We start from the raw sequence: 26,859 nt of genomic DNA on the forward strand, positions 1-26,859 counted from the left end.
AAATCATAACAGAATTATTCAAATTAATTATAAGGAGAATCTCAATGTCCATAATTTCATTGAAAAATAGATTTATTCGAGCTTTTCCAGGAAGAGTTCGGATTGAATTATATGGTCTAAAGCATAACAATGAAATGAAGTCTTTATTTATGTGTAAATTTCAAGAGGTAAAGGGAATTGAGAAGATTCATGCTTCTATAGAAACAGGAAGAGTTCTTATTTGCTATAACGTTAATATCGTATCATCTCATGATATCTATCAAATCATTCAATCTATTGAAAGTGATTTTTTAAAAGATGTAAATAATGAAAAAAGTGAAGAAGACAACATTATAGATGATAAACCCATAAGTTCATTCCACGTAATACCAAAACAAGTGGATCGATCATTTGAAAAAGAATCAATCCCTCTGCCGTTAGCTTTTTCACTTTTAGGTCTTGGTGTTTTAGGTGTGAAGCAAATGTTAATGGGAAGGTCTACTTTAGCTAAAAGTACAGGGCTTTTTTATTTATCCGGGTTGGTCTCTGTATGTACAGGATATCCATTTTTAAAACGTGGTTTAAAACAAATGTCTATAAATAAGAAAATGAATTCAGACCTTATTTTAGGAATGAGTACGTTTGCATTAGCCTTTGCTAGGGAAAATCTTGTTGTGCTTGCGGGACTTAGTTTATTACACTTTGTAAATTGGAAGCGAAATCAAGCAAATATTGATAGTCAGAATGGTCCTCAATTATCTTCTGAAATTCAATTATATAGTCATAAACAATCAAAACGAGGAATGATTTTAGGGGCTGCGACATTAGCTTTAACGAGAAATCCTTTGCAAGGAATGTCGGTTCTTTTGGGAGCGAATCCTCGGCCCGCTATTACAGCGACAGAGTATGCTTGGAATCAAGCAGAGCTTGTGTCACGAGATAAAAAATATACAATTCCGCACAATGGATCTTTGCCTCAATTATCACGTACAAAAACAATTCTTTTTGATGACACATCAAATTTATTTAGAGAAAAATTAGAAGCGGTACAGTGTATTAGCCATGATACAGAGGAAAGTCAGATTTGGAGTGTGGTTGCACCACTTATGAAGAAAAGTAACCATCCTTTAAAGGATGAAGTTATTGAAAAAGTAGTGCAAACGGGAAAAACTTTACGTACCGCATTTTCTGTTGAAAGTAATAGCCATGGAATGAGGGGCACTATACAAGGAATAGAAATATGTGTTGGTAGTAAACGCTTTGTAGAAAAACATAGTGAGGAATGTAATAGGTATTATCTTGAAGCAAAACGAGTAGAGAACAAAGGATACAATGTTTTATTTGTAAGTAAAAATAAAAAGTGTATTGGATTTATTATTGGTTCAAAAGTAGAAATTGTACCAGAGTTAGAGAAGGTATCAGATTGGTTATCCCATCACGAATGGAAAGTCGGCATTTTAAATAATAGTTTAAATATTAGTCATCCCCTTCTTAAGAGACATGGTATTGATACGAGTTGGTTGCAAAACACTGAAGAGCAAATAGTAAGGCGTGTAACAGCCATTAGATCAATAGGGGAAGATCTTATATATGTAGGAGGAGAGAACAAGCGGGAGAATATTTCATGGTTTAAAATACCTGAACTTTCTGTCAATAAATTAAGGAATAGTCTTCAATCAATTGAGTATGCGCAAAAAATAAATAAAATGGTAAATCAACATTTTGGAATCACTAAAATTTGGAACTATGTCGGAAGTTTATTTGCGATGTTTTCTATTTTTACCGCTCCTATCATTGCCTTAATGACGAATGCTATGTCGCTATTGTTCTTATCTAGGGCAAAACGAATAAGTGAAAAAATTATTTTACAAAAGAGGGACTTTTTTTTGAAACATGTGAAGGAAAATAGATGTGATCAAGCTATAGGTTACGATAAAGCAGCATGGCATTCCATGACTGCAGAAAAAATGATGAGCATGTTTCATGTGAACAAGGAACAAGGTCTTAGCGATAATCAATTGATGAATTTACGGAAGAAATTTGGAATGAACCAAATTCAATCTAAACAATCTACTTCATGGATTGTCTCCTTCCTGAAACAATTTAAAGAATTTACATCACTTATTTTGCTTGGTGCGGCAGGATTATCGATGTTTACAGGTGGATGGTTTGACGGATTAGCAATGGGAACAGTTCTTCTCTGCAATGCTGTAATTGGAACTATGCAGGAACGTAAAGCTGAGAAAGTTGTAGAGGCACTTAATGAATTCCGACCACCAAATTGTAAGGTTATTAGAAATCAGAATACATTTGATATCTCTAGCAAAGAACTTGTCCCAGGGGATATCGTTTGTGTAGAAGCTGGTGATCGTATACCAGCAGATCTTCGAATTATTCATTCATGGAACCTAGAAGTGAATGAAGCCACATTAACAGGAGAATCTCTACCAATTGAAAAAGTCGATTGCATTTTGGATCTAAAGGCTTCATTAGCTGAGCGGAAAAATATGTTGTTTATGGGGACCGCCGTTACACGTGGAAAAGCAATTGGAGTTGTAGCTGCGACCGGAATGGATACCGAAATGGGAGCGATGGTCTCTTTAGTACAAGGTGAGGAAGTAGAAGTGACACCTTTACAGAAGAAAGTTACTTCTATTAGTAAGATGTTTATTAAAGGAGCTGTGGCAGCTGGTGGACTTGTTCTTTTGGCTGGAATCATTCGCGGGTTACCAATCACGCAAATGATAGCCACTTCTATTACATTAGCAGCATCTGCAATACCAGAAGGTCTTCCAATTATGATTACGATTGCCTTAAGTGCTGGTATATCCCGAATGTCTAAAAATAAAGCACTAGTTCGAAAACTTTCTGCTTTAGAAACTCTAGGAAGAACAACAATTATTTGTTCGGATAAAACAGGTACGCTAACAAAGAATGAAATGACAGTTAAGGCAATCGCAACATTGAATCAGCTGTGGACTGTTGAAGGGGATGGCTATGAGCCAAATGGTGAAATTCGAGAAATGTCCGGCGAAGTGGCCGTGACAGAAATGAATGTGACAGAAGGAAAAGTGAACGAAAGAAATGAACCTAATGTTTCTGTAAAAGGTCTTGATTTAGAGCGTATCATGCAAATTTCGGTTTTATGCAATAATAGTGAATTAAAGATAGAACAGAATGAGTGGAAAATGAAAGGTGATCCAACGGAAGGGGCACTACTCTGTCTTGCTGCAAAGTCAACACCTGTAGAAGATTACAGAGGGTTATGGAATAGATGTCATGAAATACCGTTTGATTCTGAAACAAGTATCATGAGTGTAATTTGTCAAAATTCTACGGAAGAAAATGAATACAAAATGTTTTCGAAAGGTTCTGTAGAGGCGATTTTAGATCGTTGTAAATTCTACCAAGAAAACGGTCGTGTACATCTGCTGAATGATGAACAAAAGAACAGAATCATTCAAAGAAATACAGAGCTTGCAGACGGTGCTCTACGGGTATTAGCTTTGGCATATCGTTCTGTTGATTGGGAAGCTAACAAAATAGAAGAACAAGAATTGATTTTTGTTGGATTAGTGGGCATGATTGATCCACCAAAACCAGAGGTAGAAAAGAGTATTCTAGAAGCCTATAGATTAGGTGTGAAACCTGTAATGATTACTGGCGATCATCCAAATACAGCTATTTCAATTGCGAAAGAAATTGGAATTAAGAATACAGCGAATAAAGTGTTAAATGGTCAGGATATCGATAGGCTTACCGATAAGGAACTTGAGGAAACTGTAAAAGATGTTTCTATATTTGCACGTGTGACACCGAGTCATAAATTAAGAATTGTAAAGGTTTTTCAAAAATATGGGCAAATTGTTGTTATGACTGGAGACGGTGTAAATGATACACCCGCAATTAAAAAGGCAAATGTAGGAATTGCAATGGGGAAAACTGGAACAGAAGTAACGAAAGAAGCAGCGGATATTGTGTTAAAAGAAGATCATATTGGTTCGATTATAGACGGTGTAAAAGAAGGACGAACAATTATTGGTAATATACGTAAAGCAGTTGGCTGTCTCTTAACTGGTAATCTAGCAGAAATTTTAGTTACTAGTGTGGCTGTAATAGCAGGGTTACCTATCCCATTAATTCCAATTCAAATTTTATTAATGAATTTAATTACAGATGCGTTACCAGCAATGATTTTAGCTGTAAATCCTGGAAATAAAACAAAGCAAACAAAAAGGCAAGATATTGTTGATAAAGAGTTATATCAAAAGGTAATTACACGAGGTGTGTTGCTTGGAGCTGGTTCATTAGGATTATTTGTTGCGAGTTTGACTATGGGGATGCCTCTTGCTGTAGCACAGTCAACAGCCTTTGCAACTTTAGTGGCGGGGCAATTGATTCAAACATTCTCATGGCGACAAGAAGGGTCTGAAGAAACAGTTCGTGATTGGTCAAAAGATTATTTCTTTATGACAGCAATTGGTATCTCTTGGCTAACATTATTTGGTGCACTATATTTCCCTCCAATTTCGAAAATTTTCCACACAGTTCCGTTAAATATAAAACAATGGATTTTGATTACAGTCGTGGCTGGATCTGTATCTAAGTTATCAAAAATATGTTTGAAATTATTAACTCGTAAAACAGAAAATATTCACAGGCAAGAATGTCATGAAGTTACAGTAGCAATTTAAATAGAAATGAACGCAGTGAAAAATAGAGGGAGATGAAAAAATGATTAGAAAAATTTTGGTAGGATCTGCATTAGCTGCAGCCTCTGTTTCTATTCTTTCTGTAGCTCAAAATACGTTGCGTCCAATTATGAAAGCGGGAATAAGAGGTGTTAAATCAGCTACTGAAACTTTGAAAGAAGAAATAGAAGATATTATTTATGAGGCAAAAGCAGAAAGAGCATTACAAAAAACGTTAAAGAATCATGAGAGAAACATAGAAGAGGAAGAGGAAGAGGAAGAGGAAGAGGAAGAGGAAGTGCAAGATGCAAAAGAAATGAGTCATAGTCAGAAAGAAAAATATTGATTCTTTGAATCTATCAACAAACCATTATTGAAAAACTTAACATCCAAAGAAGTGTACATCAAATATGAAAAGAGGTTATTCAAAATGGTATGGATGATGATATTGGCACTTACAATTTCTTCGAGTATTGATAATTTTGGGGTAGGTATTTCTTATGGGATACGTGGAATTCGTATTCATGCTTTCTCTAACTTTATTATTTCTATTATTTGTTTTGCATTTAGTGCGGCAGGAATTTATTTTGGTGTGTGGCTTTCTAAAGTATTACCAGGAATATTTCCGGTTATTGTAGGTTCATTATTACTAGTCATTATTGGAATCCGTATTATATTACTTGCAATGCCAAGAAGAAGTAAAGAAGCTGTATCTATGAGGGAAATGTCGGTAGAGCAATCAGAAACAGACGGTGTCTCGGATCATTTAAAAACAATCATGAAAGACCCAACAAAAGCAGACCTTGATAAGTCTGGAAGTATAGGTTTTGTTGAATCGATTTTTCTCGGTGTTGCACTTTCAGCAAATGCACTTACAAATGGTTTAGGTGCTGGTTTGCTAGGCTTATCACCTATTGCCATATGCTTAGCCGCCGCTATTGCTAGTTTTATAACTGTGTGGGCGGGAGTTGTATTAGGTGAAAAAGTAGCCAATGTGAGGATTGGAAAATTTACAATTGGACAATTTGGAACACTCATTAGTGGTGTTTTACTAGTTGCTATTGCTTTTACTGCTTTCTTAGATTAATTAAAAATGAGAAAAATAGAATTTAAAGCGTTTATTAAAAGTAAAGATGGAACGGTCAAATCATGGCAAACAATACAACAAAGTTGGAATCCAGTTCCGCTGAAGGGTACCACTCATATAAGTTATTGGTAATAATATTATGTAAACAAAAAGATCCTTTAATATGAGATAAGGGATTTTTTTGTTTTGGAAGGAAAAATAAATTTTAAAAAATGTCACATTCCTCTTTCTTCATTCGTCTTGTATGTAGAACAATAAGGGAGGAATTGATATGAAAAATTTCGATGTGGCAATAAAAGACACAGTGCTGCATAGATGGAAAGAACAATCAGTGCCAGTGACAGTTGCTTCCTTAGATCTTGGTTTAAGAAAATTACCCAACCCATCACATCAATTTGTTTTAGGATTAGATCAACCTGTATTTTTTACAAATCAATCGAGAGCTTCAAAGTTAAGTGAGGATGGGACAGCAGTAGTTAGCTTGATAAAATATCACAATCCTACAGTACTAATCAATTATCCAAATGAGGATAGAATGTGTTTAGAACATACAATGGACCTTTTACATCCAAAGTGGCAACAGGAATTAGCTGTAAAACAATATTTACCCCAAATAACAGTTGTCCATGATTTTCCTCATATTGGTCGTACTGAAAAGCCGGGACCTACTGTTCCTGAAATGCCAGGGATATATGTTGCAGGAGATTGGGCTGGCCATGATGAATTATTAGCTGATGCTGCGGTTGCTAGTGGAAAGCGAGCGGCACTCCAAATTTTAGAATTGAGTAAAGTCACAAATTGAAAGAGGGTCAAGTGAGCGTGGAAACGGAACAGTTGTATGAAGCGTATAAACCTTTATTATTCTCTTTAGCTTATCGTATGCTTGGGAGTGTCATGGACGCAGAAGATATCGTTCATGATACATTTCTTTCATTCAGTCAAACAGAAGAGATAGAGTCGTACGGCAATGTAAAAGCGTATTTATGCAAGATGGTTACAAATCGTGCAATCGATAAATTACGTTCAGCAGCTCATAAACGAAATGTTTATGTTGGTATGTGGTTACCTGAACCACTTGTTGAAGAAAATGATGATCCCTCAATGGCATATATAATGAAGGAATCTATGTCTACAGCGTATCTTTTATTATTGCAACAGTTATCTGAAATTGAACGGGCGGTGTTTATATTACGAGAAGTGTTTGGGTACGATTATGATGAGATAGCATCAATCGTTGAAAAGAGTAGTGTGAACTGTCGACAAATCTTTCATCGAGCCAGAAAGAGTATAATGGATAAACCGAGAGCCTCAAAATTAAGTACAAAGCAAATGGCCACATATGTGGAACAATTCGTTACATCTTTGCAACGAGGAGACGTACAAGGAATGATAGAAATCTTAAAAACAGATGCGATATTTAAATCAGATGGTGGAGGGAAGGTTACAACGGCTCTTAAACCAATTTACACTTCTGAAAAGATTGTACGTCTATTCTTAGGAATTACTAAGAAGTTGTCAGAAGAACATTCCATTACATTTAGAATAGTAAATGGTGTTCCAGGTATTATTGTAAATGTAAATAACCGGGCTGCGTATGTGCTTTCGTTTGAGTTTCAAGAAGAGAAAATTTCATCTATTTATATGATGGTGAATCCAGAAAAACTTATTCATTTAAATGAGAATGTATAGAATGAAAAAGACGCATTTCAGCAGAAATGCGTCTTTAATTTAGGACCATATCATTTACTTCTCTAACATTTCAAGAGGAACATCCTTTTCGCCTAATACCTCGAACTTGATTTCTCCGTCCTCTTCGTAAATACGTTTAATAATCGGTATAGTTATCATTTGCTTTTTGCGCTGCTTACGTTTTCTAGCGGCATCTAAATTAATCACGTTCATGTTTAAAGCATCCTTTCTTACATATTAGTTATAAACAAAAGAAAATGCGTCCAAAAAGGGCGCTTCTTTGATTTGAAATACCGATTAAAAATGATTGCATTTTAATTGTAAAATAATGTGAATGGAATAATTACACGTAGAAATTAACTTTACCAAAAAATGAAGCAATATGCTACAAAAAAATTCAATTTTTTTCCTTATAACAGGAAAAAGACTTTCGTTTCGCATATAATGAAAAGTAGACAAACATAATCAACTTTTTCATCAATTTTTTTTATCATTACATTTATTGGAGAGGCGATGAATAGTATGAATTCCTTAGAATCATTGTTGTTAGAACTTGAAAGATATGGGGAAGAGCATGATAGTAAAAAAGAAAAGCGAGAAGAAAAGTTAAGAAATGTTTCTCGTGAAATGGGCCAGTTTTTATCCATTTTAATAAAAGGACTTAGTGCACAAAGAATGTTGGAAATCGGTACTTCAAATGGATATTCAACATTATGGCTGGCAAATGCAGCTGAGGAAACAAACGGAAATGTCACAACTGTTGAACTTTCTTCAGAACGGGTCGCGGAGGCGCTTGTGAATTTTGAAAAGGCCCAGCTTGGACAGCGAATTGATATTCATAATCAAGAAGCGGGCGCATTCTTAGATACACAAGTAGATCGTTCATTTGATTTTATTTTTCTAGATTCAGAGCGTACGCAATATATGTGGTGGTGGGAAAATATAAAACGCATATTAGAACCAAAAGGATTTCTTGTCATCGATAATGCGACTTCACATGCAGAAGAGTTAGCGGAATTTATTCAGATGATTGAAGAAGATAGTGCATTTGAAACAGTATTACTAGCTTTTCAAAAAGGGGCGTTTGTGGCGCGAAAAAAATAAAAAATATAGCTATAACAAACAAGGAGATTCAATAAAAAATGCGTATACATTCTTATTTCTATGAGCAGGCACAAAAATATCCTGACCGCGTTGCGCTTTCGGAACAACATGATAGCTGGACTTACAAAGAGTTGGCGCAATGTGTTTCAAATCGTGCATCAGTTCTTATGCAAAACGGAGCGGCACCAGGGCATATTTTTATTATAAAGTTGGAAAATTGTATGGAATGGATTCAAGATGCACTTGCGGTTTCAAAAATTGGTGGAATTATAATGCCGGTTCATCCAGACGTTACAGCAATTGAATGGAAAACAATTGTAAGTAGAACGGAGCCTAATTGGATTATTACATCCAAAGAGACAGTATGTCAAACAATTGAGCATAATACCATCTCATTTCCTTTTAGACATGTGAATAGTAAGGATGAGTTATACTTTTTGGGTTATACTTCAGGTTCAACGGGCACACCGAAAGGTTTTGTTAAAAGTCATCAATCTTGGACTAGTAGTTTTGAAGGATGGAGTAAGGCGTTTTCACTAACTGAAAGTGATCGGATAGTAGTTCCGTTACATTTATCTTATTCAGCGCAGTTATATCCGGCACTTCATGCATTAGCTATTGGAGCTGAGATTGTTTTATTATCTAAATTTACACCAGAGGCCTTTTTCAAAGCAAAAGGATCATGTGCTTCGATCACACCAGCTGTAATTGAGCCTTTAATTCGCCATGCAAAGCAAAAACGAAGTGTGCAGGAAATGATTCCGGGGTGTATGATTTCAGTTGGGACAAAATTATCGACTATACAAAGACAAAAATTTGAGGAATGTTTTTCTAAATCATTTTTGTATGAATATTACGGATCATCAGAAATGGGGTATGCCTCATTATTAACATCAGAAGATGCAAGAACTGCACCTGAAACAGTCGGAGTACCATTCCCCGATGTGGAGATTGCTTTCTTTAATGAGAAGAAAGAACGAATAGTAACTGATAAAGAAAACTTTGGGAAGTTATTTGTTCGATCCGGTCAGGCTTTTGAAGGATATATTGAAAATGAAAAACAAACAAAAGCTACTTTCATAGAAGATTGGGTAACATCACATGATATTGGTTTCCAAAGAGAGGATGGAAAAATTGTTTTAGTAGGTAGAGACCGAGACGTTATAAAAGCTGCTGGGAGTTTTGTGTATGCTGGCGAAATAGAGGATGCATTACTTGGAATCACCGGGGTTACAGAAGCGGTAGTGTTTTCGGAAAAGGATGAGAATCGTGGGGAAATCATACGGGCTGTTATCGTTAAGGAATTTTCTCGAGAATTAGTTGATATTCAGAAAGAGTGCCGTCAAAAATTAATATCATATAAGCAACCAAGAAATTGGACTGTACTATCACATTTACCGAAGAAGCCAAATGGGAAGGTAGACAAAATAAAATTGAAAGCGGAATTACTAAACAATACACCGTGTAACATGTGAAGAATCCGCCTTCAGCACGTAGCATTCTAGGTCTTAAGTCTGAGGAAAATAATGCAGCGAACAGGTATACTTATGGTAAGAAACAGGGAATGACTGCATAAGCAGGAGTTTATTATCAAACAAGTATCATACATGTTGAATACGATATTTTAGATGAAATATAGTGCAAATAATTTCGCACATATAAATAAAGGAGCGATTTTGTTGACTGAATTAGAGAAGAAAGAACCTGTATCAGTAGTGAAAGATAATGTAGAAGTAGTTGTTGATACGGTTATTAAAGATGAAGAACTTGTTGAACTGAATAAAGAAGCTGACCTTTATGTACAGAAACTAAATAGTGAACAAAATACAGATCTTTCAAAAGTATTATCACAACTTGGAGATTTAGGAGATAAAGAACAGCAAGCTGCGGGGCAAACATTATCAGCACTTAAACGCCCTGTAACAGCGATGATGAATGGAAAGAATGAAGAAATTCCAAATACGCTGTTAGAATTACGTAAAGTAGTATCAGAACTCGATCCTAATTCACTAAAAGCATCGGGTATGAAGAAATTTATGTTTAAAGTGTTCAAGAAAAATCCACTTGAAACGTATGCTCATAAATATCAATCCATAGATAAACAAGTTGAAGAGATTATTAGATCATTACTTATTGGTCGTGATAATCTTCAAGAAGATACAGTCGGTTTAGAAATGTTAAAAGAACAATCACATGATAAAATTCATGCGCTTGATAAGCAAGTGTATTTAGGAAGAAAGCTTGCTGGCATGCTGGAGGCAGAGAAGCAAAATCCAGATCGTCAAAAAGATATTCCATTAATTAATGATGCGTTAGAAAAAATCCTTGTACGTACACGAAACATGCAGCAAGCAAAAAGTGTATTGCTACAATCTATCGCATCTGTAGATATCATTAAGAAAAACAATGAAAAGTTAACAGAAGCAATTCGTAACGCGATTACAATGACGCAAAACGTTGTTACTGTTTCAGCAGCAATCCAACTTGCATTAACAAATCAACGTAAAACAATCGATGCAGTTAACGCGACTAATGAAGCAATTGAATCAATGGTATTAAGTAACTCACAAGCTTTAAAACAAAACACAGAAGAAACGACGCAGTTGCTTGAAAATCCAGCAATCAGCATGGATAAGCTACGTGAATCCTTCCAAAATGTGTTTGCGGCTATTGAAGCATCTGAGAAATCATCAGAGCGTATTATTGAATCTAGTAAGAAGTTTGTTATTGAACTCGACACATTTAATGATGAAATGAAGCAAAAGCTCATTCAGCGTCCAAAGAAATAAGGGGTCATTAGAGGAGGTGAAAAGATGAGTTTTATTAAAATGGCTTTAATACTAATCGGAACGTTACTTTTAGTTGGATTCACGATCGTTGTCTCGCTTGTGTATTTCGGCCGGAAATTTTATTTATCATGGGTGAAGCCTTATAAGCGCGCACATGAATCAATTGAAAAATTATCAAATAAAGCAACGCCGTTTTTACAAGAATTTACGCAGCATCCACTCTTTTATCGCTGGATTCGTACAGAGGGGAAAAAGGAACAGAAAGCATTGAATACCCTTTTCTGTGCAGCAGACCAACGTACAAGAGAACAAGTTTTCTCTATGTTACCGAAAGATAAACAGAAAAAAGTACATGTAATGGCGAAAGCAACCAAAAAGGTTACAACTGAAGATATCGATGTAGCGGTGATAAAAGTAAAGGATTTCCTAAGACAAGAATCGCAACAATCATCCAAACCAACAGATCTATCGTTTTATAAATTGTATTTTTACGACCGTTATCCTGATGAATTAAATACGATTCAGGCATATAAACGATCAATTAACCCTTCATTACAAAGAACGGTTGATGAGATTACAATTTCAGTATTAAACGCACTTCCGTACTATCAAGAACAACGCATGTTTGAGCAACAGCACAAACTTGAAACGTTCTTAATGAAAGATTTGATAGCTATGTTGTCACTAGTGGTACAATTACCACCATCACAACGTCCTGAAAAAGAAGAAGAATTAAAGATCTACTTACAAAATTTCCAAAAAGCGATGGAAGCAGTAGAGCGTGATATTCGTGACTCCATTGATCATGATTTAAATGTGAAGATGAGAGCGGCGAAGGAGAAGTTTAAGAATTAGTAACAACCCCTCTTTGGGTAAATATATTAAAACTTAAAATTAGAAAAACAAACAAGCACTTACTTGAAGTGCTTGTTTGTTTTTTAGGTTGTACTTGCTATGTTTGTAAAACTTTCAAAGTAAGGGTTAGTACAATTTGTTCACGAAGTGTATCAATTAATTATGATTATCTTATCACTAAATAAAAAATTTACTGATAAATAACATGAGAAAATACGGCTTACATGCCGCTTTTGCTTACGTTGCATCTATTAGTTCTTCGATTTCAAAAGAGATTTCTTTAGCTGCTTCTAAAGCTATTTTTTTAGCTTCTGTTTTAAAATATGATGATGCTAAAATGTATCCGCAACGATGCCCCATTGATGTAGGTGGTTTTAGGATGGCCCCTTTTTTGGGTTTTATATAAACCTTTTCCACACCAGGATATTTAGAACTACGATTTTTTCCTGTAACTCGGATTAGTTTTCCTTTAGATTTAACTGTTAAGTAATGAGTGTATACATATTTATAATGCTTTTTATTTAGTGAAGGTGTGTTTCCTAACATTAATTGAATAGTTTCTTGTACTAAGTTAATTCCATGTCCAATTTCAATCATGTCATTCATAGCTCCACCGGATATTCTAGGGTTTATTTCGATTAATTTCCAAACATCATTTGTTCTACGTAGTTCTATATGACACGCGCCATTTTTCATATTAAAAGCCTTTATAACGGAATTAATAGTCTTGAGAAGGCTATAGTATAGTTTATAGTCTACTTGTCCTAGCAAAGAATAACCAGTGACAATAAAACGATTAAAAAATGTAATTTCTTGTTCAATTATTGCTATAATATGCACTTTTCCATTGTGAACTAAAATTTCAACCAAGTACTGAGGTCCATCTACATATTCCTCAATCAGAACTTCTTCATTAGGTAGTTTTTTCAAAAGAGTTTGCATAGATGAAATTAATTGATTTTCATTTTTTGCTAACAATACATCTTTTGATCCTGATGATTTAGGGGATTTAACGATAAGAGGGAAATTCATGTTTTTAGCTTCTTTAAGAAAAGATGATAATGATTCTTTTGGTTTATAAACTAAATAATTGAGTGAGATTGGTAAATCCTTTAGTACATTACGAGTCAATATTTTGTTTTCTATATGATAAATTGCTTCGGTAGATATTATATTTGGACAAAATTCTTTTGATAAACGTGCAGCTACATAAACGAAAGAATCGATAAAACTAAAAATTCCTTTTATATTTTTTCCTGTGTTTTTAAGCTTGTTAATTATTGTGACTACATTAGCGTAATCATCTATATCAGTGAAAATCATTTCATGTACATCCGGAAATGTATTGCGTTCTTCAAGAAATTTTTTTTTTCTAGTTAACAAAATTGTAAAGAAATTAAGTCTTTCTGCTGCCTTGATTGCTTCTCTACTTGATCCAGATTTATTTGTTTCAATAAAAACAATAGTATTCATAGTCTTATGCCCCCTTACCTTCAATCATTTTTATAAAAACTCAAATTTATTATTTACATATAAGTAGAATATTAAAATAGGAGAAAAATCGTTCTTTATATTTTAAAATTAGTCAAATGAAGGGGGATTATGAATATATATAAGATGAATTTGATACGTGTTTGAAAAAGAAATTTAGAAAGAAGGGGAGGAAAACCCATATGGTTATAATTGGTATGCTTCACCACCGGAAAGATCCAATATATGTAAAGAAGGCATATGCATATGCAGCTGTAGCAAAAGCTGAAGGTGTAAACTTTTTTTATTTTACTTTAGGAAAAGTTAATATAGAAACTGAAAAAATTTTAGGGAAAATTTATGAAAATGGTGAATGGATTGAAAAAGAATTTTCTTTTCCCGATGTTATTTATAATGCAAGTGTTAATGTTAGTGATAACACTGAGCAAATTTATGATTATTTATATGAGAAGGTTCCGTTCACAAGTCATTCAATTGGAGATAAATTAAGTGTATATAACAAAATTAAACAAGCAAAAGAGTTTGAGCAATATCTTATTCCCTTTTATGAATTAACTGATGTTAATAAATTTTTTGATATGATTAATAACTATGAACGAGTTATTATTAAACCGATGTCTGGACATCAAGGTAAGGGTATTGTCTTCATTGAAAAATATAGGGAACATTACAAAATAAATGAGGAAGGGCAACTTTTATCCATTAATAAACAAGAATTAATAGACTTTATATCTCATAAAATCCAAGAACAGGGTTACATAGTTCAACGATTCATTTCATGTCAAATGAAATCTGGTCATGTTTATGATTTTCGATTACATGTTCAAAGAAATGGGGAAGGAAATTGGGTCATTACTTCAATTTACCCAAGGATAGGTTCATTGGGAAGCGTTGTTTCGAACATGGCTAGTGGTGGTTATAGTACTTATTTAGAGAGTTTCTTAAAAACAGAGTTTGGTAATAATTCGTACAATATCCAAAGGTATTTGGAGCGGTTTGCGATAAGTTTTTCTAACCATTTTAATTCTTTATATAAAAATGTATTATTTGACGAGTTAGGAATTGATGTTGGGATTGATAAAATCCAAAAATTGTGGTTGTTTGAAGTGAATTGGAGACCAGGTGTACCTAGTATATTTAATCTTGAATTAGATGTGGCCAGGAATCTAATTCATTACGCTAGATATTTAGCTGATAAACATAAATAAAAAAAGAGAGGTGTACTGATAGAAATTATCAGATTTTTGTAATTGGAGTTGCTCTAGCATTTCACGGTGATATACAAGGTGGGGCAATATAAGAATTCAAAATGTTCCAGTATGGTAATTTCTTAGGGTATAAAGTTTGCATTTTGTTGGTTGAAAATAAAATTTTTATGGTGTTTAAACCCAAAAAAGTATTCTAAATTGAACTGCAACCTATAAAATGGACAGTTTAATAAAAAGACCTTTAAAAACTAAGACTTATCTTTCTCTAGAGTTTTAAACATTGATTTGGATTTTTCCCCAATGATACCTAAATCAAATTCATTCCCTAGGAAGATTTGATTAGGACATTTCCGACTCTGATTTTTTCACAGCTTTTATTTTAAAGTCAGCATGATAGATGATAGAACGGCCCAATACCTTCACTACATTTTCATTCACCTTTAATTGTTTTATTTGAAGTCATTAAAAATAATTCTACTCATTTCCCGTATCTCACTTTTATCATTGTTTCCATTATAACGAGGAAATAGATGTGAAAACACACAAAAACCCAGAATCGTGGACACTTAAAAAAAGTCCATGATTCAGAGTACAATTTATATTATTATTCAAGGGACTTGTAAAGCACAAAGGTTTATTTGAATATTTAGATTATTGGAAAATATTTTACAAGTGTTAAATTTATGTGAATGTTCACAAAAAAGTTGAACTGCTATTTTTTCAGCAGTATACTTAAGGGGGAGAGAGGAGAATAAATTACGTCCTCTATTTAATTTGTTATGTAAGCGATTACAACCAACGAAGAAACGTTCTTATTTGTACAAAGTTAAGGAGGGAGTTTCTATGAAAAAACTAATCAATAAACCTGAAGAAGTTCTTTCAGATATGTTAAAAGGAATGACATCTGCTCATCCTGAGTACCTTCAAAAGTTAGATGGTTTTAATGTAGTAGTTAGAAAAAATCGCTCTAAAAATAAAGTAGTTCTTGTAAGTGGTGGAGGGAGCGGGCATGAACCTGCTCATGCTGGATATGTAGGAAGAGGAATGTTAGATGCAGCTGTCCTTGGTGAAGTATTTACTTCACCAACTCCGGATCAAATCTTTGAAGCGATAAAGGAAGTTGAAAATGGACAAGGAGCCTTATTTATTATAAAAAATTATACGGGCGATGTGATGAACTTTGATATGGCAAATGAACTTGCTGAAATGGAAGGGATCACAGTTGAATCTGTTATTGTAAATGATGATGTTGCGGTTGAAAATAGCACATTTACGACAGGACGCCGAGGAATTGCTGGAACAGTTTTTGTACATAAAATTGCTGGAGCAAAAGCAGAACAAGGTGCTTCTTTACAAGAAGTGAAGGATGTTGCAGAGAAAGTAGTTTCAAATGTAAGAAGTATGGGAATGTCGCTTACTTCTTGTATTGTTCCTGCTGCTGGAAAGGAAAACTTCTCACTTGGGGAAGAAGAAATTGAGATTGGCATGGGTATCCACGGAGAGCCTGGTACACATCGTGAAAATATGAAATCTGCTAATGAAATTTGTGATCATTTACTTGATAATATTTTAAGAGATTTACAATTAGAAGAGAATAACGAAGTAGCAGTTATGGTAAATGGATTATCAGGTACCCCTTTAATGGAGCTATATATAATGAATAAACGAGTGCATGAACGATTGCAAGAGAAAGGAATTCAAGTAGTGAGAACATTTGTTGGAGAGTATATGACTTCACTAGAAATGGCGGGATGTTCAATTACAGTATTAAAGCTGGATCAAGAAATGAAAGAATTGTTAGATGATATTGCGGATACACCAGCTTTTAAACAACTGGGATAGAGGTGAAGTCATATGTTTTATGCAAAGCAAGTGATTGAAATACTAAAACAAATGGACAAAGTAATAGAGGAAAATAAATTGTATTTATCTGAATTGGATGCAGCAATTGGTGATGGCGATCACGGTTTAAATATGAGTAAAGGGTTTAAAAGTGTGATTGAAAAGATAAAAGATGAAGAAAGTGATGATTTAGGAGAGATACTGAAAAAGGCGGGAATGGCCCTTGTGTCTAATGTTGGCGGTGCTTCAGGACCATTATATGGAACAGCTTTTTTAAAAGCAAGTAATGTATTAAAAGGGAAAAATGAAGTAGACATAATTTTATTTAAAGAATTACTTAAAGAGGCGATTTCCGGAATTCAAATGAGAGGAAAAGCTGAACTGGATGATAAAACAATGTTGGATGCATTCATTCCTGCATATGAAGCATTAGATGTAGCAATAAAAGAAGAAAAGAGTACACTTGAAGCTTTGGAACGAATGAAAGACGCAGCAGTAAAAGGAGCTGAACATACAGCACAGATTATTGCTCGAAAAGGTAGAGCGAGTTATGTAGGAGAAAGAAGTATTGGGCATAAAGATGCTGGTGCAGTATCGAGTATGCTTTTATTAAGCTGTATCTATGAATATACCAAAGAAGCTTAAATGAAAGGAACATAAAAATGGTTGGAATTGTATTAGTCTCCCACAGTGAAAAAATTGTAGAAGGAATTTATGAGTTAGCTAAACAGATGGCACCGAATGCAAAGGTAGCCCTTGCTGGTGGTACAGAGGACCATAGACTAGGAACTGATATGAATAAAATTCAGGAAGCAATCCATCATGTATATTCAAAAGATGGTGTTCTGGTATTATTTGATATTGGAAGTGCATTTATGAATGCTGAGATGGCGCTGGAATTTTTAGATGAAGAAATGCAAGGAAATGTGGAAATTATTGACGCTGCATTAGTAGAAGGCGCTATTACAGCAATTGTTGAAAGTCAAATTGGCAGAACGAAAGAGGAAATAAAAGAGAGTTTAAAAGAAATAACTTTAAATAAACGTTTATCTTAAATTGTCAGTTATTAAATGTAAATACATCTTAAGAGTAACAGCAAAAGACATTGATTTTATATATACATCAATTAAAAAAACGACATACCCCCCTCTCTTTAGGCAGGAAAGAGCATCTAGCCATGCATAGAAGCGGTCAGGACCTTTTTCTGCCACCTGCGAAGTAAAAACAGAAAGAGCAAACGAGTAAAATGTACCCTATAGAATAGACACTTAAAAAAAGTCTGTTCTATAGGGTATTTCTTGTATAATAGGAGAAAAATTAAAATGGATTTATATAGTGAATTGAGGAAATAGTAGGTTGTTTTTTAGAACATATGCAAGATAAAATCCCCCGCAAATTGAGTGGGGGATTTTATTATTCCTTAGCTTTAATAGTAGTTTTGCTAGAAGGATTACTTTCATTATGCCAGCACGAGTCTTCGATGTTAGAGAACTGCCTATTGTTATACCTTTCATCCGTATTCAGTATCTTTTTGTATTTAATCTATTGATATATGAGGGTTAACTTTACCTATTGTTATCTATATCTTGATGTAAATAATTAGAAATCAAAATTATAGCATAAATGGTACACCCATGCCAGGGAAACCACCCATACCCATGCCAGGGAAACCGCCCATGCCCATGCCAGGGAAACCGCCCATGCCCATGCCAGGGAAACCGCCCATGCCCATGCCAGGGAAACCACCCATGCCCATGCCAGGGAAACCGCCCATGCCCATGCCAGGGAAACCGCCCATGCCTATTCCAGGAAATCCTATAATACGTTGGGAATCTAATGTCATGTTTTCACCTACTTTTTTTAATACTTCATAGTCCTTTACATACTATGCTTAAGGCAAATAAAGGAGCTTATTCTTTTTTAATTAGGCAGACTAACTATCTGAATTAGATTTATTTTTCTTTTCATATTTAGTGAAACAAATGGTACAATGAAAACTCAATGTGAAAAATAAGGAAAAGAAGTGATCTGTTTGAAAAACTTTTTAGAGTTAGGAATTAGTGAAACATTTAATCATACATTACGTGAAAATGGGATCGCTGAAGCGACACCAATTCAAGAGAAAGCAATCCCAGTTGTCATGTCTGGAAAAGATATAATTGGGCAAGCCAAAACGGGAACAGGTAAGACGCTTGCATTCATCTTGCCAATTTTAGAAAAGGTTGATCCTAAATCAAGTGACGTACAAGCTTTAATTGTGGCACCAACTAGAGAATTAGCATTGCAAATTACAACTGAAATTGAAAAGATGATTGTTCATAAGGAAGATATCAACGTTCTTGCGATATATGGTGGTCAAGATGTAGCACAGCAAATGAGAAAACTAAAAGGGAACACACATGTTGTAGTGGCAACGCCTGGGCGTTTATTAGATCATTTACGCCGCGAAACAATTGTATTATCCAATGTTTCTATGCTTGTGTTAGATGAAGCGGATCAAATGCTTCATTTTGGGTTTTTATACGATATAGAAGAAATTTTAGAAGAAACACCTGAAAGTAAACAAACGATGTTATTCTCAGCAACGATGCCAAAAGATATTAAAAAACTTGCGAAGCGCTATATGAAAGAGCCTGAGATAATCCAGATTCAAAGCGAAGAAGTAACAGTAAATAGTATAAAACAACGTGTGATTGAAACAACGGATCGTGCAAAACAAGATGCCTTACGTTATGTGATGGACCGAGATCAGCCATTTTTAGCCGTTATTTTTTGTCGTACAAAGCGTAGAGCGAGTAAATTATATGATGATTTAAAAGGATACGGTTATAATTGCGATGAACTTCATGGCGATTTATCTCAAGGGAAACGTGAACGAGTGATGAAGAGTTTCCGCGATGCGAAAATTCAATATTTAATCGCGACAGATGTAGCAGCACGTGGATTAGATGTAGAAGGCGTAACGCATGTATTTAACTATGACATTCCAGAAGATGTAGAGAGTTACATACACCGAATTGGCCGAACTGGACGTGCTGGTGAATCAGGCCTTGCAATTACATTCGTTGCACCAAAAGATGAAATGTACTTAAAAGAGATTGAGAAATATATTGGCAGAACATTGCAAAGACAAGTGATAGAGCAGCCTGTTAAAGAAAACAATGATGCGAATGAAGAAAAGCAAAAACAGCAAATGAAAAAGCCGAAGAAAACAGGTCAATATCGTCAAAAAGATAATCGCGAAGGATCGAAAAGTACAAAACAACGATCATTTCATAAACCAAGTAAAAAGCAAAGTAGTACAAAGCAAAAGCAGCAAAGACGAGGTCGTTAATAAAAAGTCATTTTCCTTTCAAGAAGGAAAATGACTTTTTTATCATGTCTAAAAGGTGGAATAAATGCAAAAAAATATTCTTTCGTTCCTTAAAGCGGGAGGATAATTTAATTAGGGTGTTGTATATGTTAGTGAAATATGAAAAAAGTGTTAATTTATGACTGGAATAAGGGGGATGGAATGGCTAGGCAAAGAATTGAAAAAAGGAAGGGTGATCGACTGTTTGTGATGTGCAATAAAATTTATAGATAAGAATGAAACTTTTTTATAGGATACACATATATTTGTATTAGACCGACAGTCAGTCTAAGTGAAAGGGATTTTTTTATGAGGGTTGTAAAGGAGTATGAAGAGCGTAGAAGCGAAATATTGAATACAGCAGAAAAGTTGTTTGCTTCTAAAGGGTATATGAAAACAACTGTAAATGATATTTTACGAGAAATTGGTATTGCAAAAGGAACATTTTATCATTACTTCAAATCAAAGGAGGAAGTGATGGATGCTATTATTATGAGAATTGTAAATGCAGATGTAGCAGCAGCGAAAAAGATTGCTTCAAATCCAAATATGCCCGTACTTGATAAGTTGCTTCAAATTTTAATGGCACAAGTACCGAAAGCTGGTGGGAATAAAGAAAAAATGATCGAACAATTTCACCGACCAAATAATGCAGAGATGCATCAAAAAAGTTTAGTGCAAGCTATTTTACACTTAACACCTGTTTTGACAGAGATAATTGAGCAGGGGATCAATGAAAAAATATTTGTGACCGCTTATCCGCGGGAAACAATAGAATTTTTAATTGCTTCTGCACAAGTCATATTTGACGAAGGATTATTTCAATGGCAGCCTCATGAAGCGATGCAAAAGGCAAAGGCGTTCATCAACATGATGGAAACCACTCTTGGAGCTGAAAAAGGTACCTTTGATTACATTCTAGCTATTTTGATGGGACAGTCTTAAAATAACTTTTTTTATAAAAATTTTTAGACCGACAGTCGGTCTAATATCCTGGTGGAAGGTGTGTATACGATGCAAAATAGTATCCATATAAACCTTTTTTCTAAAGATTTTAACCTCATGGTGATTGGGCAAATCGTATCTATCTTAGGGTCCACTCTTTTACGTTTTGTTTTATCACTCTATGTACTGGATATAACGGGGCGTGCGGACATTTATGCTACTTTATATGCTATATCGAGTCTCCCTTTGTTGTTGGCACCCCTTGGCGGTGCTATTGCAGATAGATTTAACCGACGTAATTTGATGGTCATCTATGACATGATAAGTAGTGTTATTATTTTCGGCTTTCTTTTGTTATTATCAGTCAATAATACTTCCGTGATAATTATCGGCGTTGTCATGATTTTGTTAGCGATTATTAGTGCGATGTATACTCCTGTTGTTATGGCGAGTATTCCGCTGCTCGTTACGAAAAAAAATTTGGAACAGGCAAATGGTATCGTGAATGGTGTTCAAGCATTGTCAAGCGTAGCGGCTCCTGTTTTGGGCGGCGTACTGTATGGTGTTGTAGGTTTAAAAGTACTTGTTGTGATGAGTTGTATTGCCTTTTTCTTGTCGGCAATATTAGAGATGTTTATTAAAATACCATTTGTGAAAAGGGAACAGAATGGGCATATTGTACCGACAATTATAAAAGACATGAGAGCTGGGTTTACTTATGTTGTTAGAGAGCCTTATATTTTGAAATCTATGATCCTTGCGGCATTGCTCAACTTAATCCTCACACCACTCTTTGTTGTTGGTGGTCCCATCATTTTACGGGTAACGATGCAAAGTAGCGACACATTATATGGTATCGGGATGGGTCTTATAGATTTTGCTACAATTTTAGGTGCCTTATCTATCGGTTTCTTTGCAAAAAAGATGAAAATGAACACACTATATAAGTGGTTACTTATCATCGCTCTTTTAATTGTACCAATGGCTGTTTCTGTTATGCCTCCTATTCTTAAAATTGGATACTACCCGTCGTTTATTCTCTTTATTTTGTGTGCAATCCTTATTGCGATGGCAATGATCATTATTTCTATCTTTGTTATTACAGTTGTGCAAAAAAACACACCAAATGAAAATTTAGGAAAAGTCATGGCAATTATTACAGCAGTTGCGCAATGTATGGCACCTATAGGGCAGGTCATATATGGCTTTATGTTTGAAACCTTTAGTATAAAAGTTTATTTACCTATATTGTTTATAAGTTTCATAATGATAGTAATAGCAATTGTAACAAAAAGAATATTGAGAAATGAGGGCGAAACAGTGTGATATGATAGGGAGAATCATGCTGATATGTCGGCAGAAGAGCAGGGATTGATTGGGGAGATTATGAAAAATATTGACCGCTCTTAATGAGGTGTTGGATGCTGGTATATCAGATAAGTTTATCTTTGTTTAAGCAGAAAAAGAGATACTATTAGCATAAGCACTGCAAGCTAGTCCTTTCACCTCTTTGAAGGGACTTTTTATTTTTGACCCTGTTTTTTTACATTGGCTCATTCTACTGTTAGTTGAATGAATACTATGCAACGAATAGTTGATAGGATAGTAGAATTGATTGTGTTAAGTTCATTTTAACAGCACGCTGATTTGAATTGGGAGGGCGTTCACAAACTTGTACCATTTCTTGATCAGGAAACGATCCATCATTTGGTGGATCAAATGATAGATAATGAATTGAATATAGAAAAGCTTGCTAGTCTAGCCCCCTTTATAAGTCAAGAAAAAATCATCGAACTTCTTGACGGAATAGAAGGTAAGCAAATAAATACAAACACTAAATAATTAGTTGACACCCCTATACTTTTTGAGGAAAATACAATTATAGGAATATACGTTCGGTTTGTTAGGTGAACGAACGATTTCATATGTATCTACACAAAAGGAGGATGCTTCTAATTGAAGAATACAAAACAAAAAATTACTACTTTTTTAATGTTTGATGGTAATGCAGAGGACGCGATGACCTTATATACTTCCTTATTTAATCAGTCAGAAATTATAAATATTTCTCGTTACGGTGCGAATGGACCAGGAAAAGAAGGAACTGTAATGCATGCAACATTTACATTAAATGGACAAGAGTTTATGTGTATAGACAGTAATGTGAAGCATGACTTTACATTTACTCCTTCTATGTCGTTATATGTAAATTGTGATACAGAAGAGGAAATTGATGAAACTTTTAATAAGCTAGTACAAGAAGGAGAAGTTTTAATGCCGCTTGCAGCCTATCCATTCAGTAAAAAATTCGGTTGGCTTAATGATAAGTATGGTGTTTCTTGGCAGTTAAATCTTTCGGAAAACTAGGTATATGTTAGTAAATAAAAACGTATTCTCAATCTAATGAGTGATACGTTTTTTTATCAATTCTATTGCTTCTATTTAAAATTACAAAATGAGGTGAAATATGAGGAAAATAGGATTTAGCATCTTAATAGTCTGTTTATACTGTTTTCCGTTTGTCTATTTTTCGATGCACCTAGACTTTGCCAATCGTTCAATGTTTGGCTATTTAATAATGATTGTAGCAACTTCGCTTCTTGCGTTCCTTGGACAATTACTAAGTAACTCAATTCCCCTGATTATCGGAAATATTGTATCTGTAATTATTTCATTTTATTTTATCGGCAGGATGGAAGATACGGCAGGGATAGGGTGGGATGCTGGTTACTTTAAGCCATTTTCACCTTCTCAACTATTAGTAGTTGTGAGTTTTTTGAATTTGATTCCTCAGTTCTTCGCTATGAAGTTGGGAGATAGATATAAAAATAAAGCTAAAGATTAATTTGATTGAGAAGAGTAACTTCTTTGCAAGCTCTGCTATTAACTTTGAGAGAAGTTCTCCTTTATTAAGGCAAATTTGTTGATACAATTTCCCAGAGATAAATTGTGGTATAATTTACATATAGGGGGAAAGTAGATGACACAACATAAAGAAGAACAAATGAATCAGGCACTTGCATTGTTTTATTTTGCATATAAAACATTTACAGCAAAACCAGATGAAATTATAAAAGAATATGGTATACAGCGAGTGCATCATCGAATTTTATTTTTTATTGCTCGTTTTCCAGGGCTTAGTATAAATGAATTACTATCTCTGTTAGAAATAAGTAAACAAGCTCTTCACGGACCACTTCGTCAGCTTCTTGAAAAGGGGCTTATTGAAAGCAATGAAGCCGAGCACGATCGCCGTGTGAAGCAGCTTGCTCTAACTAAAGAAGGAGCAGAGCTAGAGAAAAAACTAAGCGATGTGCAAAGAGAACAAATGGGAAGTATTTTTTCAAAATTTGGTGAAAGCTGTGAAGAGAATTGGCATCAAGTTATGAATGAACTAGCTAATAGCCGTCTAGGCTTTGATGCATGGTTGTCTAAGCGTGAAGAACCAGCTGATTAAAAATAAGGAAATGATTCATTCTTCTGTTTTTAGAGTGTGAAAAAGAATACATTTTATCCGTGTATTTTGGTAACTATGAATAAATCATAGAATCCATGGATAAAAAATGAACATTGCCAGATACTTTATTACGTGTACGTATTGCAAAATTTAAATGGTTATTTCCGAAAGGGGAATTATTATGATAAAGCTTGTACTTATTCGTCACGGACAAAGTTTATGGAATCTGGAAAACAGATTTACAGGATGGACAGATGTAGATTTATCAAAAAATGGATTAAACGAAGCAAGAGAAGCTGGTGCAATATTAAAAAACAATGGATACACGTTTGATATTGCGTACACATCCGTATTAAAACGAGCAATTCGGACACTATGGATTATCCTCCATGAAATGGATCTGACTTGGATTCCTGTACATAAATCATGGAAGCTAAATGAAAGACACTACGGAGCACTTCAAGGATTAAATAAAGAAGAAACAGCTAAGAAATACGGAGATGAACAAGTTCATATTTGGAGAAGAAGTACTGATGTAAGACCGCCAGCTCTTACTGAAGACGATCCGAGATATGAAGCTACTGATTCAAGATATAAGTTGTTAAAAAAAGGCGAGTTTCCACTTACAGAGTGTTTAGAGGATACAGAACAAAGAGTGCTGGATTTTTGGCATAAGGAAATTGCACCAACATTACAATCAAATCAAAAAGTAATCATTTCATCGCATGGTAATACAATTCGCTCTCTCGTGAAATATTTAGATCATTTATCGAATGATGGAGTTGTATCGCTAAACATTCCAACAGGTATTCCGCTTGTATATGAGTTAGATGAAAATTTACACCCAATTCGTCATTATTATTTAAGTATGGATGGTGAAGTACCTGAGGGTGTAATTCCAAAACATATTTCTTTGTGAAAATATGTTTGAAAAGTTGAAATACAGGCTTGTCTACATATAAACTGTAGATTCATTCTATAAAAGACGTGGTTTCCTTCTCATGTATATGCAACGCTGCAAACTTTAGAAGGTTGTCCATGTCTTTTGTCATAATGAGAGAGAGTTGAGCATGTAATGATATCGTGAGAAGTTTTTGAATGGAGGGTGATGTGATTGACTGTCTCTAACATTCGAATTGGTTTGTTTTTTCTTGTACTAGTTTTTTTATTTCTTATTTTCTTTTATTGGAAAAATGAAGAATTGTATGAAGAGAAAAAGCAACTTATTCGAAAAACATGGTATGGTGCGTTTATTACATCAGTCACAATTTATTTCATGGTGAAAGGAATTGATTTAACCCTCTGGAAAAATATTTTAATGCTTGTTGCGATGGTAATATTCGTCGATATTGCGTTTATTTTAACTCCAAATATTTCTGAAATATGGGGCGCGAAATTTAGTGATATTGGAAAGACGGTTCAATCTATTAAGCGATCATTAATCGCTTCGAAAGCACGAGGTGAGATTTACACAACAATTATTCAGAATGTAAACCCAGCAGCATTTGGTACAATGGAGTGGCAAACAGAGAGGGAATATGCACAAAGTTTAAATGCATTTTTGGATGCGTATGCAGAAAAAATTGGAGCAAAGATTGTTGTGTTTGTTACTGCCGAAGAATTAAATACACAGTTTCGTGGTGTTCGCTCTCAATTTAGTATTACAATACCTTTAGAACATATAGAGAAATTAAATGAACAAAAAGCAGTGCAAGTAGAAAATGTCGGCATTATACCAGCAAAAATAGTAAAAGACATTTGTATTGTTATTGATGGACAAAAGAATAATCTCCAAGATCGAGATTTTGAAAATGTATATAACTTAACAATTCATCATAGTTATTTTAGTAAGTGAGGACAGAATTACAATTCTGTCCTTTTCTCTTATACATAATTTTGAACAAATTTCGAGGAAATCGGACAAAAGTTGAATAAAATCGGACAATCATCCCAACACTAGCACGTAGAGGTGATTGTAGTGGAAAAAGAATATAGTAATGAATTTTTCAAAGAAGAGACTGAAGATGCAACGGATTTCTCTTTAATAAAAGGAGATACAATGCAGCAAGTAGAAGATTTAGAAGAAGAACTAAGAAGAAAAGGATGACAGTGCATCCTTTCTATTTTAAGATATAATAAAGATAGATAAAGATTGTATCTTTTTTACAAAAGGGGGAAGAGAAATGAAAGAAACAAAATCAAAAAACCTTTCGTTTTTTAAGGAAAAAAAAGAAGTATCGAATACAGATTTCTCTCTTGTAAAAGGTGCATTAACGGAAAATATTAATCAGTTAGAAAAGCTTGTGAGTAATGATGCATCAAAATATATACAAGGGAAAAAATTGAAAGAAAATGCATAGAAGCATTTTC

26 protein-coding genes and 2 pseudogenes are annotated in these 26,859 nt (G+C 34.4%); 25 read left to right on the forward strand and 3 right to left on the reverse strand.

The annotated features are described in order from the left end of the window. Nucleotides 1-44 precede the first annotated feature (44 nt). The 6 genes and pseudogenes from ACIQ7L_RS00090 (at nt 45) to ACIQ7L_RS00110 (ending at nt 7,446) form a co-directional block, all read left to right on the forward strand. Nucleotides 45-4,673 carry a cation-translocating P-type ATPase gene (locus ACIQ7L_RS00090; protein ID WP_400565288.1) on the forward strand — a complete coding sequence of 1,543 codons (4,629 nt, stop codon included), beginning with the start codon at nt 45-47 and terminating at the stop codon, nt 4,671-4,673. Between the two features lie 40 nt (nt 4,674-4,713). Beyond that, on the forward strand, nt 4,714-5,016 hold the full coding sequence (locus ACIQ7L_RS00095) for a hypothetical protein (protein WP_400565290.1): 303 nt from the start codon (nt 4,714-4,716) through the stop codon (nt 5,014-5,016). An 84-nt stretch (nt 5,017-5,100) separates the two neighbouring features. Beyond that, nucleotides 5,101-5,757, forward strand: a complete 657-nt coding sequence (gene ytaF / locus ACIQ7L_RS00100; RefSeq protein ID WP_400565293.1) for a sporulation membrane protein YtaF — start codon at nt 5,101-5,103, stop codon at nt 5,755-5,757. A 9-nt stretch (nt 5,758-5,766) separates the two neighbouring features. Then, nucleotides 5,767-5,889, forward strand: a pseudogene (locus tag ACIQ7L_RS28145) (CBM20 domain-containing protein); the annotation flags it as partial. Between the two features lie 169 nt (nt 5,890-6,058). Next, a pseudogene (locus ACIQ7L_RS00105) lies at nt 6,059-6,599 on the forward strand (dehydrogenase); the annotation flags it as partial. Further along, nucleotides 6,577-7,446: a sigma-70 family RNA polymerase sigma factor gene (locus ACIQ7L_RS00110; protein ID WP_400566292.1), complete on the forward strand. Its 870-nt coding sequence runs from the start codon at nt 6,577-6,579 to the stop codon at nt 7,444-7,446. The pseudogene ACIQ7L_RS00105 and the gene ACIQ7L_RS00110, both read left to right, overlap by 23 nt. A gap of 54 nt (nt 7,447-7,500) precedes the next feature. Here the strand turns inward: ACIQ7L_RS00110 and ACIQ7L_RS00115 are convergent, their stop codons facing one another. Further along, nucleotides 7,501-7,659: a hypothetical protein gene (locus tag ACIQ7L_RS00115; protein WP_400565296.1), complete on the reverse strand. Its 159-nt coding sequence runs from the start codon at nt 7,657-7,659 to the stop codon at nt 7,501-7,503. A gap of 300 nt (nt 7,660-7,959) precedes the next feature. On the opposite strand from ACIQ7L_RS00115, the gene ACIQ7L_RS00120 reads away from it, so the two are divergent. The 4 genes from ACIQ7L_RS00120 (at nt 7,960) to ACIQ7L_RS00135 (ending at nt 12,194) form a co-directional block, all read left to right on the forward strand. Beyond that, on the forward strand, nt 7,960-8,550 hold the full coding sequence (locus tag ACIQ7L_RS00120) for an O-methyltransferase (protein ID WP_400565298.1): 591 nt from the start codon (nt 7,960-7,962) through the stop codon (nt 8,548-8,550). Nucleotides 8,551-8,588: 38 nt separating this feature from the next. Continuing rightward, complete coding sequence (locus ACIQ7L_RS00125) at nt 8,589-10,025, forward strand: class I adenylate-forming enzyme family protein (protein WP_400565301.1); 1,437 nt, start codon at nt 8,589-8,591, stop codon at nt 10,023-10,025. A 204-nt stretch (nt 10,026-10,229) separates the two neighbouring features. Next, entirely contained in the window at nt 10,230-11,339 is a 1,110-nt protein-coding gene (locus tag ACIQ7L_RS00130; protein WP_400565304.1) for a toxic anion resistance protein, read from the forward strand. Between the two features lie 24 nt (nt 11,340-11,363). After that, entirely contained in the window at nt 11,364-12,194 is an 831-nt protein-coding gene (locus ACIQ7L_RS00135) for a DUF3974 domain-containing protein (RefSeq protein WP_400565306.1), read from the forward strand. 237 nt (nt 12,195-12,431) lie between these two features. On the opposite strand, the gene ACIQ7L_RS00140 is transcribed toward ACIQ7L_RS00135, so the two are convergent. Beyond that, nucleotides 12,432-13,667 carry an ATP-grasp domain-containing protein gene (locus ACIQ7L_RS00140; RefSeq protein ID WP_400565309.1) on the reverse strand — a complete coding sequence of 412 codons (1,236 nt, stop codon included), beginning with the start codon at nt 13,665-13,667 and terminating at the stop codon, nt 12,432-12,434. Nucleotides 13,668-13,867: 200 nt separating this feature from the next. Here ACIQ7L_RS00140 and ACIQ7L_RS00145 point away from each other — a divergent pair, with 200 nt between their 5' ends. The 4 genes from ACIQ7L_RS00145 (at nt 13,868) to dhaM (ending at nt 17,790) form a co-directional block, all read left to right on the forward strand. Next, the gene (locus ACIQ7L_RS00145) at nt 13,868-14,893 is read left to right on the forward strand and encodes a YheC/YheD family endospore coat-associated protein (protein WP_400565311.1); all 1,026 of its coding nucleotides are present in this window, start codon (nt 13,868-13,870) and stop codon (nt 14,891-14,893) included. 843 nt (nt 14,894-15,736) lie between these two features. After that, nucleotides 15,737-16,735, forward strand: coding sequence for a dihydroxyacetone kinase subunit DhaK (dhaK, locus tag ACIQ7L_RS00150; protein WP_400565313.1), 999 nt, complete (start codon nt 15,737-15,739; stop codon nt 16,733-16,735). A 12-nt stretch (nt 16,736-16,747) separates the two neighbouring features. Beyond that, nucleotides 16,748-17,380: a dihydroxyacetone kinase subunit DhaL gene (gene dhaL / locus ACIQ7L_RS00155; protein WP_400565315.1), complete on the forward strand. Its 633-nt coding sequence runs from the start codon at nt 16,748-16,750 to the stop codon at nt 17,378-17,380. Nucleotides 17,381-17,397: 17 nt separating this feature from the next. Continuing rightward, a complete protein-coding gene (dhaM, locus tag ACIQ7L_RS00160) occupies nt 17,398-17,790 on the forward strand; it encodes a dihydroxyacetone kinase phosphoryl donor subunit DhaM (RefSeq protein ID WP_400565317.1) in 393 nt (130 codons plus the stop codon). Between the two features lie 557 nt (nt 17,791-18,347). Here the strand turns inward: dhaM and ACIQ7L_RS00165 are convergent. Further along, complete coding sequence (locus ACIQ7L_RS00165; protein WP_400565320.1) at nt 18,348-18,578, reverse strand: hypothetical protein; 231 nt, start codon at nt 18,576-18,578, stop codon at nt 18,348-18,350. Between the two features lie 180 nt (nt 18,579-18,758). Between ACIQ7L_RS00165 and ACIQ7L_RS00170 the strand changes: the two genes are divergently transcribed. The 11 genes from ACIQ7L_RS00170 to spoIISB all read left to right on the forward strand — a co-directional run bounded on the left by ACIQ7L_RS00170 (nt 18,759) and on the right by spoIISB (nt 26,849). Continuing rightward, entirely contained in the window at nt 18,759-20,069 is a 1,311-nt protein-coding gene (locus tag ACIQ7L_RS00170; protein ID WP_400565322.1) for a DEAD/DEAH box helicase, read from the forward strand. Between the two features lie 327 nt (nt 20,070-20,396). After that, the gene (locus ACIQ7L_RS00175) at nt 20,397-21,032 is read left to right on the forward strand and encodes a TetR/AcrR family transcriptional regulator (protein ID WP_400565324.1); all 636 of its coding nucleotides are present in this window, start codon (nt 20,397-20,399) and stop codon (nt 21,030-21,032) included. 69 nt (nt 21,033-21,101) lie between these two features. Continuing rightward, nucleotides 21,102-22,358, forward strand: coding sequence for an MFS transporter (locus ACIQ7L_RS00180; protein ID WP_400565326.1), 1,257 nt, complete (start codon nt 21,102-21,104; stop codon nt 22,356-22,358). Between the two features lie 393 nt (nt 22,359-22,751). Then, entirely contained in the window at nt 22,752-22,874 is a 123-nt protein-coding gene (locus tag ACIQ7L_RS00185; RefSeq protein WP_400565329.1) for a hypothetical protein, read from the forward strand. 114 nt (nt 22,875-22,988) lie between these two features. Then, nucleotides 22,989-23,399: a VOC family protein gene (locus ACIQ7L_RS00190; RefSeq protein WP_400565330.1), complete on the forward strand. Its 411-nt coding sequence runs from the start codon at nt 22,989-22,991 to the stop codon at nt 23,397-23,399. 100 nt (nt 23,400-23,499) lie between these two features. After that, a complete protein-coding gene (locus ACIQ7L_RS00195; RefSeq protein WP_400565333.1) occupies nt 23,500-23,877 on the forward strand; it encodes a hypothetical protein in 378 nt (125 codons plus the stop codon). Nucleotides 23,878-24,012: 135 nt separating this feature from the next. After that, nucleotides 24,013-24,489 (forward strand): MarR family winged helix-turn-helix transcriptional regulator, encoded by a 477-nt coding sequence (locus tag ACIQ7L_RS00200; protein WP_400565336.1) that lies wholly within the window; start codon nt 24,013-24,015, stop codon nt 24,487-24,489. 181 nt (nt 24,490-24,670) lie between these two features. After that, nucleotides 24,671-25,408, forward strand: coding sequence for a 2,3-diphosphoglycerate-dependent phosphoglycerate mutase (gene gpmA, locus ACIQ7L_RS00205; RefSeq protein ID WP_335360527.1), 738 nt, complete (start codon nt 24,671-24,673; stop codon nt 25,406-25,408). Between the two features lie 195 nt (nt 25,409-25,603). Continuing rightward, the gene (locus ACIQ7L_RS00210; protein WP_400565339.1) at nt 25,604-26,344 is read left to right on the forward strand and encodes a type II toxin-antitoxin system SpoIISA family toxin; all 741 of its coding nucleotides are present in this window, start codon (nt 25,604-25,606) and stop codon (nt 26,342-26,344) included. Nucleotides 26,345-26,467: 123 nt separating this feature from the next. Then, nucleotides 26,468-26,596 carry a D-alanyl-D-alanine carboxypeptidase gene (locus ACIQ7L_RS00215; RefSeq protein ID WP_141523353.1) on the forward strand — a complete coding sequence of 43 codons (129 nt, stop codon included), beginning with the start codon at nt 26,468-26,470 and terminating at the stop codon, nt 26,594-26,596. 76 nt (nt 26,597-26,672) lie between these two features. After that, nucleotides 26,673-26,849 carry a stage II sporulation protein SB gene (gene spoIISB / locus ACIQ7L_RS00220; protein WP_400565341.1) on the forward strand — a complete coding sequence of 59 codons (177 nt, stop codon included), beginning with the start codon at nt 26,673-26,675 and terminating at the stop codon, nt 26,847-26,849. Nucleotides 26,850-26,859: the final 10 nt, after the last annotated feature.

Source organism: Bacillus sp. NPDC094106 (assembly GCF_044764345.1).
GTDB lineage: Bacteria > Bacillota > Bacilli > Bacillales > Bacillaceae_G > Bacillus_A.

Coding starts and splice junctions, on each gene's coding strand:
- ACIQ7L_RS00090 (WP_400565288.1), top strand. CDS start 45: ATGTCCATAATTTCATTGAAAAATAGATTTATTCGAGCTTTTCCAGGA.
- ACIQ7L_RS00095 (WP_400565290.1), top strand. CDS start 4,714: ATGATTAGAAAAATTTTGGTAGGATCTGCATTAGCTGCAGCCTCTGTT.
- ytaF (WP_400565293.1), top strand. CDS start 5,101: ATGGTATGGATGATGATATTGGCACTTACAATTTCTTCGAGTATTGAT.
- ACIQ7L_RS00115 (WP_400565296.1), bottom strand. CDS start 7,659: ATGAACGTGATTAATTTAGATGCCGCTAGAAAACGTAAGCAGCGCAAA.
- ACIQ7L_RS00120 (WP_400565298.1), top strand. CDS start 7,960: ATGAATAGTATGAATTCCTTAGAATCATTGTTGTTAGAACTTGAAAGA.
- ACIQ7L_RS00125 (WP_400565301.1), top strand. CDS start 8,589: ATGCGTATACATTCTTATTTCTATGAGCAGGCACAAAAATATCCTGAC.
- ACIQ7L_RS00135 (WP_400565306.1), top strand. CDS start 11,364: ATGAGTTTTATTAAAATGGCTTTAATACTAATCGGAACGTTACTTTTA.
- ACIQ7L_RS00140 (WP_400565309.1), bottom strand. CDS start 13,667: ATGAATACTATTGTTTTTATTGAAACAAATAAATCTGGATCAAGTAGA.
- ACIQ7L_RS00145 (WP_400565311.1), top strand. CDS start 13,868: ATGGTTATAATTGGTATGCTTCACCACCGGAAAGATCCAATATATGTA.
- dhaK (WP_400565313.1), top strand. CDS start 15,737: ATGAAAAAACTAATCAATAAACCTGAAGAAGTTCTTTCAGATATGTTA.
- dhaL (WP_400565315.1), top strand. CDS start 16,748: ATGTTTTATGCAAAGCAAGTGATTGAAATACTAAAACAAATGGACAAA.
- dhaM (WP_400565317.1), top strand. CDS start 17,398: ATGGTTGGAATTGTATTAGTCTCCCACAGTGAAAAAATTGTAGAAGGA.
- ACIQ7L_RS00165 (WP_400565320.1), bottom strand. CDS start 18,578: ATGACATTAGATTCCCAACGTATTATAGGATTTCCTGGAATAGGCATG.
- ACIQ7L_RS00175 (WP_400565324.1), top strand. CDS start 20,397: ATGAGGGTTGTAAAGGAGTATGAAGAGCGTAGAAGCGAAATATTGAAT.
- ACIQ7L_RS00180 (WP_400565326.1), top strand. CDS start 21,102: ATGCAAAATAGTATCCATATAAACCTTTTTTCTAAAGATTTTAACCTC.
- ACIQ7L_RS00185 (WP_400565329.1), top strand. CDS start 22,752: ATGATAGATAATGAATTGAATATAGAAAAGCTTGCTAGTCTAGCCCCC.
- ACIQ7L_RS00195 (WP_400565333.1), top strand. CDS start 23,500: ATGAGGAAAATAGGATTTAGCATCTTAATAGTCTGTTTATACTGTTTT.
- ACIQ7L_RS00200 (WP_400565336.1), top strand. CDS start 24,013: ATGACACAACATAAAGAAGAACAAATGAATCAGGCACTTGCATTGTTT.
- gpmA (WP_335360527.1), top strand. CDS start 24,671: ATGATAAAGCTTGTACTTATTCGTCACGGACAAAGTTTATGGAATCTG.
- spoIISB (WP_400565341.1), top strand. CDS start 26,673: ATGAAAGAAACAAAATCAAAAAACCTTTCGTTTTTTAAGGAAAAAAAA.